The following is an 18526-nucleotide window of genomic DNA, read 5'->3' on the forward strand; positions in this document are numbered from 1 at the left end:
ACACTCAGGTAAGCGAGTTCAACGCTGGGGACGGTGCGCACGGGGCTAGGTCCGGTCGCGGGAGACCGGGCGGAACCGGACCGTGGGGTGCGAACCGCTCGCGATCTCGTCGGCGCGGAGGGCGCCGTTCGACGCGGGTTTCTCCTCCGGTTTGTTCGCCGGGGCCGCCTTGGCGGCCTTGCGCTTGCGGGCTTCGGCGAAGCTCTCCCACGCGTAGGCGCCGCCGAGGCTGGCCACGAACCCGAGCACCAGGGCGACCGCGGCGAACCGGGTCTTGCCGCCGGTCTTCGCCTCCGCCGGGGTCGGGGCGACCACCTGCACGGGCGTGATGAACGTGGTCTCCGGGGCGTGCAGCGACTTCTGCCGGTCGGCCAGTTCGGCCTTGCCGCGGTCCAGGACCTTGGCCACGGTGTCCTTGGCCAGTTCCGGCGAACGCCCGGTGGCGACCACGACGATGAACGGACCGGACAGCTCGCCGTTGCCCACCTCGTACTTGACGCTGTCGCCCTCGCCGAGGATCTGCTTCTGGATCGCCGGGTCCTGCAGGGTCTGGATGATGATCTGCGCCGAGGTGTTGAGGCTGCCGTCGAAGGCGAGCATCGGGTTGACCCGGTCGGCGCTCGCGTTGTCCCCCGCCGACGCCCGCGCGCCCTCGGCCGAGGAAGCCAGCACGATCGTGCCGGTCGACTGGTAGTCGGTGTGCACGGAGAGGTAGACCCCGGCGGCCAAACCGAGCGACAGCACCAGCGTCGGCACCGCGACGTACCAGCGGCGCAACAAGACCGCGAGCGTCTTCCAGAAATCCATCTCGTCCCCGATCACCGAGCGCCCTGCGGCCCGTCAGCGTTGGAATCGCTCGAAAGGGTGCTTCGTTACGCCTGTTCACGCCGGGTGTGCCGGGGCCCACGACGCAAACGGGTGAGCTTGGCACCGCCAGTGGTAACAACTCGACATTGACGTTAACGACCCGGCCGCAAAGGCCGATGTGCAGGCAGCGGAAGCGATTTCCGCCCACCATTCTCGTTACTCGTTCCCAGGAGGTCCGTGTTGTACGTGGCCTCCACACGCATTCGTGGCGGTACCAAGCGCGAAGGTGACGGCAAAGGCCGGATTCCGGGAACCGTACTGGCATTGGGCACGGTCAGCCTGCTCACCGACGTCTCCGCGGAAATGGTCACCGCGTTCCTCCCGGTTTACCTGCTGTACACGCTCCAGGTGGGGTATGTCCAGTTTGGACTGCTCGACGGGTTGTACAACGGCGCCACCGCGATCCTGCGGCTGGTCGGCGGCTACGGTTCGGACCGGCTCGGGCGCCCGAAACTCGTGGCACTGTTCGGATACGGACTGTCGGCCGTGACCAAAGTGTTGTTCCCGCTCGCGGGCGCGTCCGCGGCGGGCATCGGCGGGATCCTGGCCGCCGACCGCGCGGGCAAGGGGATGCGCACCGCGCCCCGGGACGCGCTGATCTCGCTGGTGACCCCGCCGGACCGGCTCGGCCGGGCCTTCGGCGTGCACCGCGCGATGGACACCGTGGGCGCGCTGTTCGGCCCGCTGCTGACCTTCCTGATCCTGGCGAAGCTCGGCTCCTCGCCGGAACCGGTGTTCGTGGTCAGCTTCTGCTTCGCGGTGCTCGGACTCATCGTGCTCGCCGCGTTCGTGCGGGAACGGCCGGTCGAACCCGCGGCGCGTAAGAAGATATCGATCAGGCGCGGGCTGAACCTGTTGCGGGAACGCGCCTTCCGGCGCGCGACGATCGCCGCCACCCTGCTCGGCCTGGTCACCATCAGCGACGCGTTCGTGTTCGTCGTCCTGCAGAAGGCCGCGCACGTACCGATCGGCCTGCTGCCGCTGCTGCCGCTGGGCACCGCGCTGGTGTTCCTGCTCGCCGCGGCGCCGCTCGGGCGGCTGTCCGACCGGATCGGGCGGTGGCCGGTGTTCTTCGCCGGGCACGTGCTGCTCCTCGTGGTCTACGTGACCCTGCTGCTCCCCGGCGGCGGGTACCCGATGGTCGTCGTCGCGCTGCTCGCGCACGGCGCGTTCTACGCGTGCACCGACGGCGTGCTCATGGCGTACGCCGGCGGGATGCTGCCGGAATCGTTGCGCGGCACCGGAATGGCCACCATGCAGACCGGGCAGGCGGTGGCCCGGCTGGCCTCTTCGATGGTGTTCGGGTTCATGCTCGCCGGGATGGCGCTGACCTCGGCGGTGCTCGCGCTCGTGGTCGCGATGTTCGCGGCCCTGGTGGCGGTCGCCTTCCTCGTCCGAAAGCAGGCTTCCGCGTGAACCTCTCCCGCCGCAGGATCTGGCTCGGCGTCGCCGCGATCGTCGTGGTGGTGCTCGCGGGCGGCGGGTACGTCGGCTGGACGGCCAGTCGCCAGGCAGGCGTCGCCGACGCGAAACCGCCCGCCACCGGCGACCTGATGTTCGTCGACCTCGCCGACGGGCAGGACCGGGTCGAAACCACCCGGGTGGAACGCCCGGACGGCCCGCGCGGCGCGACCGGCCTGCGGTGCCAGCGGGTCTACCGGTCGGCCGGGACCACGGTGTGCCTGCGCCTGGCCGGGCCCGGCCCGTCCTACGAGGCCGCGGTGCTGGCCGCGGACGGCGGTGCGCGGCGAACCGTGGCGCTGCCGGGAATTCCCAGCCGCGCCCGGATTTCCGGCAGCGGCCAGGTGGTGTCCTGGACCTCGTTCGTCACCGGCGACTCGTACTCGACCCCGGGCGGGTTCTCCACCCGGACCGGGGCGCTCGACCTGCGCACCGGCGAACTGGCCGAATCGCTCGAGCACTTCACCGCGACGCTCGAGGGTTCGGCGTACCGCTCGGCCGACATCAACTACTGGGGGGTCACCGTCGCGGCGGACGACCGGACCTTCTACGCCACGCTCGCCTCGGGCGGCCGGACCTGGCTGGTGCGCGGCGATCTGGCCGCGAAGACGGTCGAAGGCCTGCGGCAGAACGCCGAATGCCCGTCGCTTTCCCCGGACGGCACGAAGGTCGCCTACAAGAAGCGGCTCAACCGGCTCGGGGTGTGGCAGCTCGCGGTGTACGACCTGAAGACCGGCGAGGAACGCGTGCTGCCGGAAACCACCGGGATCGACGACCAGGCCGCCTGGCTGGACGAGCACAACCTCGCCTACGCCGCGACCGCCGGCGGGCAGCAGAAGAGTTCGGTGTTCTTCGTGCCCGCGGACGGTTCCGCGCCCGCCCGCATGGTGATCCCGAACGCGGCGTCACCGGTACCCGTCCGATGAAGAAGGTGAGCAGGATGCACGCTCGCTCACGACGTCTCGCACTGGCCGCGGCGGGCTGCCTCGCCGCCGCCCCGCTGACCGGCTGCACCCCCGAGGGATCGGCGCGGGACAGCCAAACCTCCGGGCCGCCGAGCCCACCCCCCTCGGCGGCCCAGCCGGTGGTGCCCACGCCCCCGTCGAAATCCGATTCCACCGGCTGCATCGCCCAGCCCAGCCGCTGCGGGTACCCGGACGCCACCAACACCGGGTGGCGGCCGACCGGGGTGACGCCGACCGCGGACGGCGTCAAGCTGACCGAAGAGGGCGAGCTGATCATCACCGAACCGGGCACGGTCCTGGACGCGAAGGACATCCAGGGCTGCGTGTCGATCAAGGCGGACGACGTGACCATCAAGCGCAGCCGGATCCGGTGCGCGAGCTACTACCCGGTGCAGGTGTTCGCCGGGTTCAAGAACGTGCTGCTGGAGGACGTCGAGATCGACGGGCTGAACTCGCCGATCGGCAACGCGGCCGTCGGCTTCGACGGGTACACGTTGCGCCGCGCCGACATCCACCACGTGCAGGACGGCCCGCACCTCGGCGGCGACGTGCTCATCACCGATTCGTACGTGCACGATCTGGTCGGCTGCGACATCTGCCACAACGACGCCATCCAGTCCAACGGCGCGCGCAACGCGGTGCTGCGGCACAACACGTTCACCAACCAGGCGAGCGGGAAGAACGCGGCGGTCCGGATCGCGACCGAACAGGCGCCGGTGCACGACTTCACGGTCGAGGACAACCTGCTGGCCGGTGGCAACTTCGCGGTGCAGGTGCGCAGCCAGGGCCACGGTTTCCCGCAGAACGTCCGGGTGATCGGCAACCGGATCGTCCCCGACTGGCGGTTCGGCCCGTTCGACGTCACCGACGGCACGATCACCGCCGAGGGCAACTACCGCGACGACACGCTCGCCCCGGTCCGCCCCGCATGACCCCGATCGCGAGCGTGGTGATCGCCGCGCACAACGAGGAAGCGGTGATCGAACGGTGCCTGCGCACGCTGACCGCCGGGACCGCGCCGGACGAGATCGACGTGGTGGTGGTCGCGAACGGCTGCACCGACCGGACCGCGGCGCTCGCCCGTGCCGCCGGGGCCCGGGTGTACGAGACCCCGGTGCCCGGCAAGGCGAACGCCCTGGTGATCGGCGACCGCGAATGCCGGACGTTCCCCCGCGCGTACCTCGACGCCGACGTCGAACTGGACGCGGACTCGCTGCGCGCGCTCGTCCGCGCGCTGGACACCGTCCCGGGGCTGCTCGCGTGTTCCCCGGTGCCGCACTACGACTTGTCCGCGGTTTCCGCCTTGGCCGCACGGTTTCACCGGGTCGTGGAGCAGCTGCTCGCCGGCCGGCGCGGGCTCACCGGCGCCGGGGTCTACGTGCTCGGCGAAGCGGGCCACGCGCGGGTGTTCCCGCTGCCCTCGGTCATCTCCGACGACGGGTACGTGCACCGCGGCTTCACGCCCGAGGAACGCGCGCAGGTGCCCGGGGCCCGGTCCGCGGTGCGGCCCGCGCGCACGCTCGGCGCGGTGATCCGGCGGCGCGCCCGGGTGCGGCTGGGCAACCGGGAACTGGACCGGCTGGGCCGCCGGGCGGGCGAATCCGCGCTCTCCCCGAAGGATCTGGCCGCGCGGGTGCGGCGCGGGGAGGTCCCCATCTCCGACGCGGCGGTGTTCCTCGGAGTGCTCGCCGCCGAACGGCTGCTCAGCCGCTGGCGCGATCGGCACGGTTCGGCGTCCATCTGGGCAGCCGACCCGACCTCGCGCACCGAGAGTAGAGAAAATAGATGAACTCGTTATGCCCAGAACACGCCACGGGGCACTTGCTACGGGTATTACCGCCAAATTCGGTCGACCCCCGGTTCGGTTACGTTTCGATGAAAGATCATGCGAAACTGTCGGATCGAGGTAACGCTCCGCCGGTTGGCGGCTTTCCGTCATATCGCCCGGATGTGTTGCCCTGAAACAAGAGGTGACCACGACCGTCCTGTTCGGTCACTTCGCGTGAGGGGCGAAACACGTCACCTTCCACCGAATTTCGGCCAGTTTCCGGGGAACCATTTTCGTGCGTAATGAAATCGCACCTTTCCGCGAATAACGGACGTCAGCCCTACTCGCGAAAAGAGGCGCAGGGTGTCCAGATCTCCGAATGCTCGGCACGTGCTGATCATCGTGCAGAACCTCCCGGTACCGCTGGATCGCAGGGTGTGGCTGGAATGCCAGGCGCTCGCCGGCGCCGGGTACGAGGTTTCGGTGATCTGCCCGAAGGGCCCCGGCGATCCGGGGTACGAGTGGTTGGACGGCGTTCACCTGTACAAGTACTCGCCGCCGCCGCAGGCCGACGGGGCGCTCGGCTACCTGCGGGAGTTCGCCTACTGCTGGCTGCGCACCGCTTGGCTCACCCGCCGGATATGGCGACACAGGCGGTTCGACGTCATACAGGCGTGCAACCCGCCGGACACCTACTGGGCGCTCGCGCGGTTGTGGAAGGCCCGCGGGGTGCGGTTCGTCTTCGATCACCACGACCTCAACCCGGAGGTGTTCCGGTCGCGGTTCGGCGAGCCCTCGGGAGTCGCGGCGAAGGCTCAGCTCGCCGGGCTGTACTGGCTGGAGCGCAACACCTTCCGCACCGCGGACCGGGTCATCTCGACCAACGAGTCGTACCGGCGGATCGCACTGGAACGCGGTGGCGTGCCCGCCGAGCACACCACCGTGGTCCGCTCCGGGCCGGACACCTCGGTGATGCGCCCCGGCGAACCGAAGCCGGAACTGCGCCGCGGCAAGGCGCATCTGGTGGTGTGGCTGGGCATCATGGGGCCGCAGGACGGCGTCGACGGCGTGCTCGAAATCGCCCGGCGGGTCGTGCGCGAACACGGCCGGGACGACGTGGCCTTCGCGCTGCTCGGCTTCGGCGACTGCCTGGAAGACCTGAAACGGCAGTGCACCGAGATGGGCCTGGACGACGTCGTCGAGTTCACCGGCCGGGTCGGGCCGGAGCAGATCACCGACTACCTGTCCACCGCGTCGCTGGGCCTGTCCGCCGATCCGCTCAGCCCGCTCAACGACGTGTCCACGATGAACAAGACCATGGAGTACATGGCCTACGGCCTGCCGGTGCTGGCCTACCGGCTCACCGAAACCGTGGTCTCGGCCGGGGATTGCGCGGTGTACCGCGAACCCGGCGACACCGAGGGGTTCGCCGCCGCGCTGGTGGAGCTGCTGGACGACCCGCAACGGGCCGAACGGCTCGGGAAGGCGGGCCGCGTGCGCGCGGAACGCGAACTCGACTGGGCGCCGCAGTCGGCGGCCTACCTCTCCATTTACGCCGAGTTGCTGGGCGTGGCAACCGAATCGCCACGACACGCACTGACCGGGAAGTGATCATGTTCGCCAGACGCATTGTCGTAGTGGGCACGGGATATGTCGGCCTGACCACCGGGGCCTGCCTCGCCTCGCTGGGGCACCAGGTGGTCTGCGCCGACGTCGACGCGGCCAAGGTGGAGCGGCTGCGCCGGGGCGAGGTGGACATCCTGGAACCGGGGCTGCCCGAACTCGTCGCCGAGGGCGTCGCCGCCGGGCGGCTGTCCTTTGTGGTCGGTGCGGCGACCGCGCTGGGGATGTTCGAGAGCGGCGCCGAGGTGGTGTTCCTGTGCGTGCCGACCCCGATGGGCGTCGGCGGGGTCGCCGATCTGAGCACCGTGGAAGCCGTGCTGGACGAACTGCGGCCCCTGCTGCGCCCCGGTTCGGTCCTGGTCAACAAGTCGACCGTGCCGGTGGGCACCGCCGAGCGGACCAAGGAACTCATCGGCCGGGACGACGTGGCCGTGGTGAGCAATCCGGAGTTCCTGCGCGAGGGCTCGGCCGTCCAGGACTTCCTCAAACCCGACCGGATCGTGGTGGGCAGCGACGCGCAGGACGCCGCGGAACGCGTCGCGTCGCTCTACGCGCGGCTGGGCGCGCCGACCGTGCTCACCGACGCGGCCACCGCGGAACTGGTGAAGTACGCGGCGAACTGCTTCCTGGCGATGAAACTGTCCTATGTGAACGCGATGGCCGAACTGTGCGAGCGGCTGGGCGCGGACATCAACGACATCACCGAGGGAATGGGCTACGACCGCCGGATCGGGCAGTCGTTCCTCACCCCGGGGCCCGGCTGGGGCGGTTCCTGCCTGCCCAAGGACACGCACGCGATGCTGCAGATCGCGGACTCCGCCGACTTCGAGTTCCGGCTCCTGCGCGCCGCGATCGAGACGAACACCCGGCAACGGCAGCGGATCGTGGACAAGGTGCGGCTCGCGGTCACCGGGCGGCGCACCGGTTCGCTCTCGCACGTCCGGCTCGGCCTGCTCGGCCTGACGTTCAAGGCGAACACCGACGACCTGCGCGACTCGCCCGCCCTGGCGGTGGCCGCGCTGCTGCGGCAGGCGGGCGCGGAACTGGTCGCCTACGACCCGGTCGTCCCGCCGGACACCCTGCGCCCCGAACTCGGCTCGGTGAGCGTGGTCGACGATCCGTCCCTGGTCGCCAAGGACGTGGACGCCCTGGTGCTGCTCACCGAATGGCCGGAGTTCCGCACCCTCGACTGGCCCCGGCTGGCCGAGGCGGCCCGCCGGCCGATCGTGGTCGACACCCGCAACCTGCTCGACCCCGACGTCCTCCGCCGCGCGGGCTTCGACTGGATCGGCCTGGGCCGCCGCTGACCCCGATACCGAACTTCCCCCAATGTGGCATTGGGGGCGTTGAAGGTACCCAATGTGGCGTTCGGGGCGTTGAAGGTTCCGAAAGCCGCATTGGGGGCATCGCTGCGGGCGGGTGGACACGCCGAAACCTGGATGTGTAGTGTCCTGGTTATGCGGATGGGCGAAGGGGTCGAGTGGGGGCTGCACTGCTGCCTCACGCTGGCCTGGCTCCCGGGCGACGAACCGGTGCCGACCGCGAAACTCGCGGCGCGGTTCGACCTGCCCCCGGCCTACCTGAACAAGCGCCTGCAGGCGCTGGTGCGGGCCGGGATCCTGACCTCGACCGCGGGCGTCAAGGGCGGGTTCCGGCTGGCCCGGCGGCCCGAGAAGATCACCGTGATGGACGTCGTCGCGGCGATCGAGGGCCCGGAAGAGGCGTTCCGCTGCACCGAGATCCGGCAGCAGGGCACGGGCGCGGAGGGGACTCCGGCGCGGGAGTTCCAGCGGCCGTGCGCGGTCAGCACCGTGATGCGCAAGGCCGAGCTGGCGTGGCGGCGGGAGCTCGCCGCGCACACCCTGGCCGACGTGATGGCCGCGGCCCCGGCGACCGCCGGTGAGCGCACGCGGCGCTGGTACGACCGGGTGAGCAGCTGAATTCCGGCAGAACCACCGCCCGGACTGGCTTTTGTCATAAATCTGGATATTAGATGTCGTGATTCAAGGGAGAGTGTGCCATGGAGCGCGAGGAGATCGATCCGCCGGAGCTGTACCGGCACCCGATGTTCAAGCGGGTGGTGACCGTGCAGGGCGACCTGAAGCTGGTCTTCGTCGCGGGCCAGACCCCGACCGACGAGAACTACGAGTGCGTCGCCCCCGGTGACTACAAAGGACAGTACCGCCAGGTCATGGACAACCTGGACGTCCAGCTCTGCGCGGCCGGGGCGACCTGGGACGACGTGGTGTTCCGCCGGATGTTCGTGCGGGACGTCGACGAGTTCTTCAAGATCTTCGCCGACGGGGACCTGCCCGCCTACGGCGACGGGCGCCCGCCGAGCACGCTGATCGGGGTCACCCGGCTGTCCAAACCGGAGTTCCTGATCGAGGTCGATCTGATGGCGGTCACCGCCCCGGCCGCGGGCTGAGGCGAGCCGAGATGGTCTCGACGTACCCCGGAGCCGCCACCGAACCCCGCGGCCTGACCTCGACCCTCGTGCTCGGGCTGGGCACCTTCGCCGTGGGCACCGACGCCTTCGTGGTCGCCGGTTTTCTCCCGGACATGGCCACCGAACTGCACGTCACCACCGCGGCGGCCGGGCAGTCGGTCACCGTGTTCGCGGTCGCCTACGCCGTGCTCGCCCCGATCGTCGCGACCCTGACCGCGCGGCTGCCGCGCCGGACGCTGCTGGTCGGCGCGCTGCTCCTGCTCGGCCTGGCCAACCTCGGCTCGGCGCTGTCCCCCGGCCTGCCGGTGCTGATCGTGACCCGGGTGCTCGCCGCGGGTGGCGCGGCCGCGTTCACGCCGACGGCCGGGGCGGTGAGCGCGGCGCTGGTGCGCCCCGAACTCCGCGCGCGGGCGCTGGCCGTGGTCATCGGCGGCCTCACCATCGCGACCGCGCTGGGTGTTCCGCTGGGCGATCTGGCCAGCCACTGGACGAGCTGGCGGATGGCACTGGGCCTGGTCGCCGCGCTGTGCCTGCTGGTCGCGGGCGGCGTCTTCGCGATCATGCCCGCGCTGCCCGGCGGCCCGCGGGTCCGGTTGCGCGAGCGGCTCGCCGTGCTGCGGCATCCGGGCGTGCTGGCCGTGCTGCCGCTGACCGTGCTCGGCATGGGCGCGAGTTACACGGTGTACGCCTACAGCGTTCCGGCGCTGCACGCGGTGGGCATCCCGGAATCCGCCTCGGTGCTGCTGCTCTTCCTGTACGGGCTGGGCGCGGTGCTCGGCAACTTCGGCTCCGGTTACGCGACCGACCGCTGGACCCCGGTCCGGGTGCTGACCGTGGGCTACGCCGGGATGACCGTCGCGCTCGGCCTGCTCGGCTGGATCGCCGCGGCCGGGGCGTCCCCGGGGTTCGCGGTGGGCGCGCTGGTGCTGCTGTGGGGCGCGACCACTTGGACGCAGTCGGCCCCGCAGCAGCACCGGCTCATCGCGGCCGCCCCGCGCGAGGCGCCGCTCGTGGTGGCGCTCAACGCGTCCGCGATCTACCTGGGCATCGGCGCGGGCACCGCGCTCGGCGGGCTCGTCCTCACCCTGGGCGCACCCGCCCTGTACGGGATGAGCGCGGCCGTGGCCGCCCTGGCGCTGGTCTACCTTCTGCTCACGGGCAAGACGTCGTGAGTGTTCCGGCCGGTTCTAACCGGTCTGTCCACTCACGACCCCGTCAGGAGCGCAACCGGCGGGCGACCGCGCGCAGCTTCGGGGCGAGCGGGGAAGCCTTGACCGCGGCCACCGCCGACCGGCTCGCCCCGTGCAGCGCGCGGCGCACGCCCCCGGCGACCAGGCCCTCGCCCACCATGACCTGCCCGGTCATCGCCCGCCGCTTGTAGTCGTCCTCGCCGCGCCCGAGGTCGATCCGTTCCAGGCCGAGGCCCGGCGCCGCCCGGATCACCTCGCGCAGCAGGATCCAGCCCGGCGACAACCGCGCGAATTCCTTGTCGTACACCGGAAACCACCAGTGCAGCACATGGGAGGCCCGCATCCCGAAGTGCGCGGCCACCAGTTTTGGTCCGATGTGGACAGTGCACAGCAGACCGCCGAACGCGGGGTCGGTGGTGCGCAGCAACCGGTGCAGCCAGTCGGCCCGCGCGGGGTCGGCGAAGTAGTCCCGCGCCCCGGTCGCGGCATACTGGGTGCGTTTGAGTTCGATCACCCGGTCCAGCGCGGCGGGATCGCGGGAGTCGGCGGTGAACCGCACCGGCCCGTGCTCCCGTTCGATCTTCGCGGTCAGCCGCCGCGCCTCGCCCATCTTGTCCTTGCCGCTGCGCGAAACGCGGCCCAGGTAACCGTCCAGCCCACCGGAGACGTCGAGGAACGGGGACGGCCGCGAGTGCGCCACCCACGGCGCGAACTCGCCGTAACCTGCGGGCAGGTGGTCGAACGCGTAACCGCGCAAACCCGCGCCGAGCAGCGCGCGCGGTTCGAACCGCGTGCCCGGGGCGAGCACCGGGCCCTGGAAATCCGCCGCGGGCCAGCCCGCCGGGCGCGCCAGCCCGCCGTCGAGCTGCACCGGCAGCAGGGCCCGCACCACACCGTCCTCTTCGGACACCAGCACCCGCACCGGGCGCCCGCCCGCGTGCACCGAAGCGGCGAACCCGGGGTGGTAGCACGGGCTGTCCAAAGCGGAATTCGCGGCCAGGAATCCGTGCCACGCATCGAGTTCGCGGGTGGTGAGCGCGTCGAAGGAGACGAGTCGGTGGCGCATCGGCTCAGCCCGGGAGCGCGCGCAGGCGGCGGGACGGGCGGGCCAGCGCGACGACCGCGGCCCGCGCGGTGACCCGCCCGGCGAGCGCGCGCACGGCCTCGCCGAGCAGGACCGCGAGGTAGTAGGCGGCCCCGGCGACCGGACCGCGGCGGCGGGTGAACAACCGCACCCGGTTGACCGTCAGCAGCGCCCACAGCACCGGGTTCACCCCGGATTCGCCGCCTTCGTGCTCGACGACCGCGGCTGGTTCGTACCACAGCCGCCAGCCCCGGTCCCCGGCCCGCAGCGCGAATTCGGTTTCCTCGCCGTACAGCAGGAAGGACTCGTCCCACGGGCCGATGCCGCGCTGGGCTTCGGTGGAGATCAGCATCGCCGCCCCGGTGGCCCAGGCCGCGGCACACGGGCGGTGGTAAGCGGTTTCGTCGGTGATCAGCTCGCCGAGCGCGCCCAGGCGCCCCGCGCGGTTGCCGCCGATGACCGCTTCGGCGAGCGCGCGGACCACGGTCGGCGGGCGGCGCAGCGAAGGCTGCAGGGAACCGTCCGGGTTGAGCAGCCGCGGCACCACGATCCCGCGGCCCGGTTCACGCAGCGCCGCGGCCAGGACGGCGACCGAACCCGGAGTGAGCCGGGCGTCCGGGTTCAGCACCAGGTATCCGTCCACATCGGACTCTTGCCAGGACGCGACGGCCGCGTTGATCGCCGCCGCGTACCCGGCGTTGTGCGGCATCCGCAGCACCCGCACCGGGATCCCGTGCTCGCGCTGGGCGACCGCCACGGTGTCGTCGCGGGAGACGTTGTCCGCGACCACGACCTCGACCAGCCGCACGCCCCGCGTGCCGTCCGCCACGGACGCGAGCGCACCGGCGAGCACGTCCGCGCTGTTGTGCGTCACGATCACCACGGCCACCCGGAACCCCGCATCGGTCACGGTGCGGTCATCGCCGCGAGGCGTGCCCTCGTTACGTTTCCGTTGCCGCCCAACGGATTCCGCGTCAACCTCGGACACGTTTCACCAACTTGGCGCAAGCCCGCCGCGCCTGCCGCTTGAGCCCCGGCGCGCCCGCGAGCACGTCTTTGATCCACTGTGGACCAAGATCGTGCCGAAGGCTGGTGCGGGGCTGCAGCCAGGTGTGCTCGCGCGCCGGGCCGCCGTCGCTGGTGTAGGCCCGGGTGACCCCGGCGTGGCGGAGCCGGGTGAGCACGCGGCGGTCGTAGGACCCGAACGGCACCGCGACCCGGGTCACCGGCTGCCCGGTCAGCTCGGCGAGCGCCTTCGGGGCGTCCAGGAATTCCTGGAGGACCAGCTGGTGGTCCAGCCGCCGCCAGTCGCGGTGCGCCCAGCCGTGCGAACCGATCCGCATCCCGGCGGCGAGCAGGGCCCGAACGCCGTCGGCGTCCACACTGCCCGGTTGCCCGATCCGCCCGGCGAGCAGGAAGAACTCGGCGGTCAGCCCGCGCTCGACGAGGCGGGGCAGGGCGATCTCGACGTCGGAGGCGTTGCCGTCGTCGAACGTGATGCGCACCCGCTCGTCCCCGGCCACGGCGTCGAGCACCTGCTCGAACTGCCCGACGGTGACCCAGGTCCGGTCCTCCCCCGGCTCCAGCTCGCGCACCGGCGTGCCGATGCCGTGCACGGTCAGGTTGACGACGGTCACCGGGGCCTCCTCGAAGCGCGTTGCCCCGTTAATCGCGGCCCCGGCCCCGGCATTACAGCGCGGGAGCCGGAAGTGGCAGCACTTTCGGCATGCCGTGCTACTTGCGGATCTCCAGGGTGCAGCACTTCGGGCCGCCACCGGCCTTGCGGAGTTCGGAGATGTCGACGTGGTAGGGCACGTAGCCCCGGTCGGCCAGGCGGGCGGCGAGGGTGGTCGCCTCGAGCGGGAGCACGACGTTGCGGCCGTCGGAGACGCCGTTCAGGCCAAAGCACGCGGCGTCGTCCGCGTCGGCCAGCACGGCGTCCGGGAACAGCCGCGCCAGGACGCGGCGCGAACCCGGGGAGAACGCGTCCGGATAGTAGGCGATCTGCGCGCGCGTGGTGTCGGTCGCCTCGGCGAGCACGAACAGCGCGGTGTCCAGGTGGTAGTAGCGCGGATCGGTGAGGCGCAGCGAGACCACCGGGACGCCGAGGACCTCCTGCGCCTCGGCGTGCGCCTCCGGGTCGGTGCGGAACCCGGTGCCCGCGAGCAGTTCGCGGCCGGTCCACGCGAAGTCGCCCTCGGCCTCGTTGATCTTCGTCGGCATCACGACGTCGCGATACCCGTGTTCGACGAACCAGCGGCGGAAGTGCTCGGCCTCGGCGGCCCGCTGCTCGGCCCGGAACCGCGAGCCGAGCACGCGGCCGTCGATCACCGTGCCGGAGTTGGCGGCGAACACCATGTCCGGCAACCCGGGTCGCGGTTCGATCTCCTCGACGGTGTGACCGAGGCGGCGATAGGTGTCCCGGAGTTCGGTCCACTGGGCGAGCGCGCGTTCCGCGCTCACCGGTTGGCTGGGGTCCATCCAGGGGTTGATCGAGTAGTTCACCGCGAAGTACCGCGGCGGGCACATGAGATACCGGCGAGTCGTGGGCACCCGGGTCACGGGCGGCACAGGCGCGACAACCTCCATGCCATAAACCTCCATGCCATAAAGGTATGGCTCGATACAGACGCAAGCAATCAAGGTTTCTTGCGGAGATACCTGCTAAACATTGCGTGTGAACACTATCGACCAGCGAATCGTTTCGTGCCTGGTGGCCAACGCACGATCGAGTTACGCGGAGATCGGCAAGGTCGTCGGGCTGTCCGCTCCGGCCGTCAAACGCCGGGTCGACCGGCTGCTGGAAACCGGCGTGCTGCGCGGGTTCACCGCGGTGGTCGATCCGGAGGCGCTCGGCTGGGGCACCGAGGCATTCGTCGAGGTGCACTGCCAGGGCAACGTCACCCCGGGCCGGATCCGCTCCCGGCTCGAACCGCTGCCCGAGGTGGTCGCCGCGTACACGGTGACCGGCGCCGCCGACGCGATCGTCCACCTGCGCGCCGCCGACATCCACCAGCTGGAGACCGCGCTCGAACGCCTGCGGGGATTGGAGATCGTCGACCGGACGGTGTCGACCGTGGTGCTTTCCCGGATGCTCGAGCGGCCGCCCACACCGGACAAGTGATGATGGCCGCATGACCGATCGGATCCATGTGGAGCATTCCGGGAAGGTCGCGGTGCTCACCGTGGACGCCCCGCAGAGCCGCAACGCCCTGACCCTGGACCTGTCCGCGCAGCTCGCCGCGGCCGTGCGGGACGCGGAGGACGACCGGAACGTGCACGCCGTCGTCGTCACCGGCGCGCCCCCGGCGTTCTGCGCGGGCGCGGATCTGTCCGCGCTCGGCGCCGCCAAGGAGGAGGGATTGCGCGCGATCTACGAAGGCTTCCTCGCGGTGGCCCGGTGCGCGCTGCCGACCATCGCCGCGGTCGGCGGCGCGGCCGTGGGCGCCGGGCTGAACCTCGCCCTCGCCGCCGACGTCCGGATCGCCGGGCCGCGTGCGAAGTTCGTCGCCCGCTTCCTCGAACTCGGCCTGCACCCCGGCGGCGGGATGACCTGGATGCTGCAGAACGCGGTCGGCACCCAGCGCGCCACCGCGATGACGCTCTTCGGCGAAGTGCTCGACGCCGAGGCCGCCGCAAGCGCTGGTCTCACCATGCGGACAGTCGAAGGCGACCACGAAGCGTTGCTCGAAGCGGCGCTCGCCCTCGCCGCGCCCGCCGCCGAGGCGCCGCGCGAGGTGTTGCTGGCCACCAAACGGTCGATGCGCGCGACCCGCGCCCTGGCCGAGCACGCGGCCGCCGTGAACGTCGAAATCACCCCTCAACTGGCCTCTTTGGAGTCACCGGAGTTCGCCGAGCGGCTGCGTGCGATGCGCGCCCGGATCAGCGGCCGCTAGCCCGGACGCGCTGAGAGGAGCGTCACCGCCGGCAGCGGAAAGTAACTGTTACCATCGGTCACAGGTAAGCGCGGTCACACCCGGAGGTAAGTGGGGTCACACCGCAACACGTGACAACGAAACACCAAGTAATCTCGAGGTATCTGCGGCACGATGACTGCGCTCCAGTAACAAAAACCGGGGTGCGGTTCAGTCGGGAGAGAGGGTTCCCTGACCCATGACCACCAGCGCGAACGGCAGCGGCAACGGTGCCCTGTCGGCGACCCGTCCGACCGAGGTCAGCCAACTGGACCGGGTGGTGATTCGGTTCGCCGGCGACTCCGGTGACGGTATGCAGTTGACCGGTGACCGCTTCACTTCGGAAGCCGCGGCCTTCGGCAACGACCTGTCCACGATGCCGAACTTCCCCGCGGAGATCCGCGCACCGCAGGGCACCATCCCCGGGGTCTCCAGCTTCCAGGTGCACTTCGCCGACTACGACATCCTCACCCCGGGCGACCGCCCGGACGTGCTCGTCGCGATGAATCCCGCCGCGCTCAAGGCGAATCTGGGCGATGTCCCACAAGGTGGGACGGTCATCGTGAACACTGATGAATTCACCAAGCGCAACCTGACCAAGGTCGGCTACGAGGCCGATCCGCTCGATTCGGGTGCGCTGGAGTCCTTCCAGGTGCACCAGGTGGCGATGTCCACGCTGACCCAGGGCGCGCTCGCGGACACCGGCCTGGGCAAGAAGGACGCCGAGCGCTGCAAGAACATGTTCGCCCTCGGCCTGCTGTCGTGGATGTACCACCGGCCCACCGAGGGCACCGAACGCTTCCTGCGGGAGAAGTTCGCGAAGAAGCCGGACATCGCCGAGGCCAACATCCTGGCCTTCCGCGCGGGCTGGAACTACGGCGAGACCACCGAATCGTTCGCGACGACGTTCGAGGTCGCCCCCGCGAAACTCGCCCGCGGCACCTACCGCCAGATCACCGGCAACACCGCGCTCGCCTACGGGCTGGTCGCCGCGGGGCAGCAGTCCGGGCTGCCGATCCTGCTCGGCACGTACCCGATCACCCCGGCCAGCGACATCCTGCACGAACTGTCCAAGCACAAGAACTTCGGCATCCTCACCTTCCAGGCCGAGGACGAGATCGCCGGGATCGGCGCCGCACTGGGCGCCTCGTACGGCGGCGCGCTGGGCGTCACCAGCACCTCGGGTCCGGGTGTCGCGCTGAAGTCCGAGACGATCGGGCTCGGCGTGATGACCGAGCTCCCGCTGGTGGTCATCGACGTGCAGCGCGGCGGGCCGTCGACCGGTCTGCCCACCAAGACCGAACAGGCCGACCTGCTGCAGGCGATGTTCGGCCGCAACGGGGAATCCCCGGTCCCGATCGTCGCCCCGTGCACCCCGGCCGACTGCTTCGACGCCGCGCTGGAGGCCACCCGGATCGCGCTGACCTACCGCACGCCGGTGCTGCTGCTGTCCGACGGCGCGATCGCGAACGGCTCCGAACCGTGGCTGATCCCGGACGTCGAGGACCTGCCCGACCTGCGCGTCGAGTTCGCGACGGAACCCAACGCCACCAACGACAGCGGCGAGTTCTGGCCGTACGTCCGCGATCCGGAGACCCTGGCCCGCGCCTGGGCCGTACCGGGCACCGCGGGCCTGCAGCACCGCATCGGCGGGCTGGAGAAGGCCGACGGCACCGGGCACATCTCCTACGACCCGGCCAACCACGACAAGATGGTCCGGTTGCGGCAGGCCAAGATCGACGGCATCGCCGTGCCGGACGTCGCGGTCGACGACCCGTCCGGCGGCAAGGCCCGCGTTCTCGCGCTGGGCTGGGGCTCCTCCTACGGGCCGATCGGGGCGGCCTGCCGCCGGGTCCGCAAGCAGGGCATGCCGATCGCGCAGGCGCATCTGCGGCACCTCAACCCGTTCCCGGCGAATCTGGGTGCTGTCCTCGCTTCCTACGACAAGGTCGTGGTGCCGGAAATGAACCTGGGGCAACTCGCGATGTTGTTGAGGGCGCGCTACCTCGTCGACGTCGAGAGCTACACGAAGGTCGCGGGCATGGCCTTCAAGGCCGAAGAACTGCAGGGCGTCTTCACCGACGTGATCACCGCAACCAGCGAGGAGGCGGCGAAGTGACCGCGATTGATCTGGGGCTACCGGAACTCGGGGGGATCGACCTCGTTCCGGCGACCGACGAACCGCAGAAGGCCAAGGACTACAAGTCGGACCAGGAAGTCCGGTGGTGTCCCGGCTGCGGTGACTACGTCGTGCTCAACGCGGTCCAGGCGTTCCTGCCGCAGCTCGGCCTCAAGCGCGAGAACATCGTCTTCATCTCCGGGATCGGCTGCTCGTCGAGGTTTCCGTACTACCTCAACACCTACGGCATGCACTCGATCCACGGCCGCGCCCCGGCGATCGCCACCGGCCTGGCCACCACGCGGCCGGATCTGTCGGTGTGGGTCGTCACCGGCGACGGCGACGCGCTGTCCATCGGCGGCAACCACCTGATCCACGCGCTGCGGCGGAACGTGAACCTCAAGATCCTGCTGTTCAACAACCGGATCTACGGGCTGACCAAGGGCCAGTACTCGCCCACCAGCGACCAGGGCATGGTCACCAAGTCCACGCCGATGGGGTCGGTGGACACCCCGTTCAACCCGATCTCGCTGGCCCTGGGCGCCGAGGCGTCGTTCGTGGGCCGGGCGCTGGATTCCGACCGCAAGGGCCTCACCGAGGTGCTCACCGCCGCCGCGCAGCACCGCGGTTCCGCGCTGGTCGAGATCTACCAGAACTGCCCGATCTTCAACGACGGCGCGTTCGACGTGCTCAAGGACAAGGACGAGGCCGCCGAACGGCTCATCCCGCTGCGCGCGGGCGAACCGATCGTGTTCGGGCCGGAGAACCAGTACGGCGTCACGCGGAGTTCGTGGGGCGGGCTGGAGGTCGCCAAGGTTTCCGAGATCGGCGAGGAGAACGTGGTCGTCCACGATCCCGCCATCGCGGACACCTCGTACGCCTTCGCGCTTTCCCGCCTCGGCGACCAGAACCTGACGCACACCCCGACCGGGATCTTCCGCCAGGTCAAGCGCGCCACCTACGACGACCAGGCCCGCGCCCAGGTCGAGCAGGCCCGCGAGGCCAAGACCCCGGACCTGCAGGCGCTCCTGCGCGGCAAGGACACCTGGACGGTCGCCTAGTTCTCTTTGTCATGAGGGGACCCCT

At 70.6% G+C, this 18526-nt stretch carries 18 protein-coding genes; 13 read left to right on the plus strand and 5 right to left on the minus strand.

Translation table 11 applies throughout. The annotated features are described in order from the left end of the window. Nucleotides 1–45 precede the first annotated feature (45 nt). Nucleotides 46–822, minus strand: coding sequence for a YveK family protein (locus tag FXO23_RS05825; RefSeq protein ID WP_158881486.1), 777 nt, complete (start codon nucleotides 820–822; stop codon nucleotides 46–48). A gap of 225 nt (nucleotides 823–1047) precedes the next feature. Here FXO23_RS05825 and FXO23_RS05830 point away from each other — a divergent pair, with 225 nt between their 5' ends. The 9 genes from FXO23_RS05830 (at nucleotide 1048) to FXO23_RS05870 (ending at nucleotide 10305) form a co-directional block, all read left to right on the plus strand. Continuing rightward, nucleotides 1048–2283 carry an MFS transporter gene (locus FXO23_RS05830; protein WP_158881663.1) on the plus strand — a complete coding sequence of 412 codons (1236 nt, stop codon included), beginning with the start codon at nucleotides 1048–1050 and terminating at the stop codon, nucleotides 2281–2283. Beyond that, nucleotides 2280–3254, plus strand: coding sequence for a hypothetical protein (locus FXO23_RS05835; RefSeq protein WP_158881488.1), 975 nt, complete (start codon nucleotides 2280–2282; stop codon nucleotides 3252–3254). Before FXO23_RS05830 ends, FXO23_RS05835 begins: the two co-directional genes overlap by 4 nt. 14 nt (nucleotides 3255–3268) lie before the next feature. After that, nucleotides 3269–4225, plus strand: coding sequence for a right-handed parallel beta-helix repeat-containing protein (locus FXO23_RS05840; protein WP_158881490.1), 957 nt, complete (start codon nucleotides 3269–3271; stop codon nucleotides 4223–4225). After that, the gene (locus FXO23_RS05845) at nucleotides 4222–5082 is read left to right on the plus strand and encodes a glycosyltransferase family 2 protein (RefSeq protein WP_158881492.1); all 861 of its coding nucleotides are present in this window, start codon (nucleotides 4222–4224) and stop codon (nucleotides 5080–5082) included. Before FXO23_RS05840 ends, FXO23_RS05845 begins: the two co-directional genes overlap by 4 nt. A gap of 342 nt (nucleotides 5083–5424) precedes the next feature. Beyond that, entirely contained in the window at nucleotides 5425–6672 is a 1248-nt protein-coding gene (locus tag FXO23_RS05850) for a glycosyltransferase family 4 protein (protein ID WP_158881494.1), read from the plus strand. 2 nt (nucleotides 6673–6674) lie between these two features. Continuing rightward, nucleotides 6675–7991, plus strand: a complete 1317-nt coding sequence (locus FXO23_RS05855) for a UDP-glucose dehydrogenase family protein (RefSeq protein ID WP_158881496.1) — start codon at nucleotides 6675–6677, stop codon at nucleotides 7989–7991. A 150-nt stretch (nucleotides 7992–8141) separates the two neighbouring features. Beyond that, entirely contained in the window at nucleotides 8142–8624 is a 483-nt protein-coding gene (locus FXO23_RS05860; protein ID WP_158881498.1) for an RrF2 family transcriptional regulator, read from the plus strand. A gap of 80 nt (nucleotides 8625–8704) precedes the next feature. Beyond that, on the plus strand, nucleotides 8705–9112 hold the full coding sequence (locus FXO23_RS05865) for a RidA family protein (RefSeq protein ID WP_158881500.1): 408 nt from the start codon (nucleotides 8705–8707) through the stop codon (nucleotides 9110–9112). Between the two features lie 11 nt (nucleotides 9113–9123). Beyond that, nucleotides 9124–10305, plus strand: a complete 1182-nt coding sequence (locus FXO23_RS05870) for an MFS transporter (protein ID WP_158881502.1) — start codon at nucleotides 9124–9126, stop codon at nucleotides 10303–10305. Nucleotides 10306–10348: 43 nt separating this feature from the next. Here FXO23_RS05870 and FXO23_RS05875 read toward each other — a convergent pair whose 3' ends face one another. The 4 genes from FXO23_RS05875 to ddaH form a co-directional block, all read right to left on the minus strand. After that, on the minus strand, nucleotides 10349–11389 hold the full coding sequence (locus FXO23_RS05875) for a GNAT family N-acetyltransferase (RefSeq protein ID WP_158881504.1): 1041 nt from the start codon (nucleotides 11387–11389) through the stop codon (nucleotides 10349–10351). Nucleotides 11390–11393: 4 nt separating this feature from the next. Next, nucleotides 11394–12317, minus strand: coding sequence for a glycosyltransferase family 2 protein (locus FXO23_RS05880; protein ID WP_158881507.1), 924 nt, complete (start codon nucleotides 12315–12317; stop codon nucleotides 11394–11396). Between the two features lie 64 nt (nucleotides 12318–12381). Continuing rightward, entirely contained in the window at nucleotides 12382–13044 is a 663-nt protein-coding gene (locus FXO23_RS05885) for a polysaccharide deacetylase family protein (RefSeq protein WP_246256940.1), read from the minus strand. Nucleotides 13045–13141: 97 nt separating this feature from the next. Beyond that, entirely contained in the window at nucleotides 13142–13996 is an 855-nt protein-coding gene (gene ddaH / locus FXO23_RS05890) for a dimethylargininase (protein WP_343034452.1), read from the minus strand. A gap of 88 nt (nucleotides 13997–14084) precedes the next feature. On the opposite strand from ddaH, the gene FXO23_RS05895 reads away from it, so the two are divergent. The 4 genes from FXO23_RS05895 (at nucleotide 14085) to FXO23_RS05910 (ending at nucleotide 18501) form a co-directional block, all read left to right on the plus strand. After that, nucleotides 14085–14531 carry an Lrp/AsnC family transcriptional regulator gene (locus FXO23_RS05895; RefSeq protein ID WP_158881509.1) on the plus strand — a complete coding sequence of 149 codons (447 nt, stop codon included), beginning with the start codon at nucleotides 14085–14087 and terminating at the stop codon, nucleotides 14529–14531. A 10-nt stretch (nucleotides 14532–14541) separates the two neighbouring features. Then, nucleotides 14542–15303, plus strand: coding sequence for an enoyl-CoA hydratase (locus tag FXO23_RS05900; RefSeq protein WP_158881511.1), 762 nt, complete (start codon nucleotides 14542–14544; stop codon nucleotides 15301–15303). 217 nt (nucleotides 15304–15520) lie between these two features. Continuing rightward, nucleotides 15521–17440 (plus strand): 2-oxoacid:acceptor oxidoreductase subunit alpha, encoded by a 1920-nt coding sequence (locus FXO23_RS05905; protein WP_158881513.1) that lies wholly within the window; start codon nucleotides 15521–15523, stop codon nucleotides 17438–17440. Then, nucleotides 17437–18501 (plus strand): 2-oxoacid:ferredoxin oxidoreductase subunit beta, encoded by a 1065-nt coding sequence (locus tag FXO23_RS05910; RefSeq protein WP_158881515.1) that lies wholly within the window; start codon nucleotides 17437–17439, stop codon nucleotides 18499–18501. The genes FXO23_RS05905 and FXO23_RS05910 overlap by 4 nt, the downstream gene beginning before the upstream one ends. The last annotated feature ends 25 nt before the right edge of the window (nucleotides 18502–18526 follow it).

This window comes from Amycolatopsis anabasis (assembly GCF_009765355.1).
GTDB classification, from domain to species: domain Bacteria; phylum Actinomycetota; class Actinomycetes; order Mycobacteriales; family Pseudonocardiaceae; genus Amycolatopsis; species Amycolatopsis anabasis.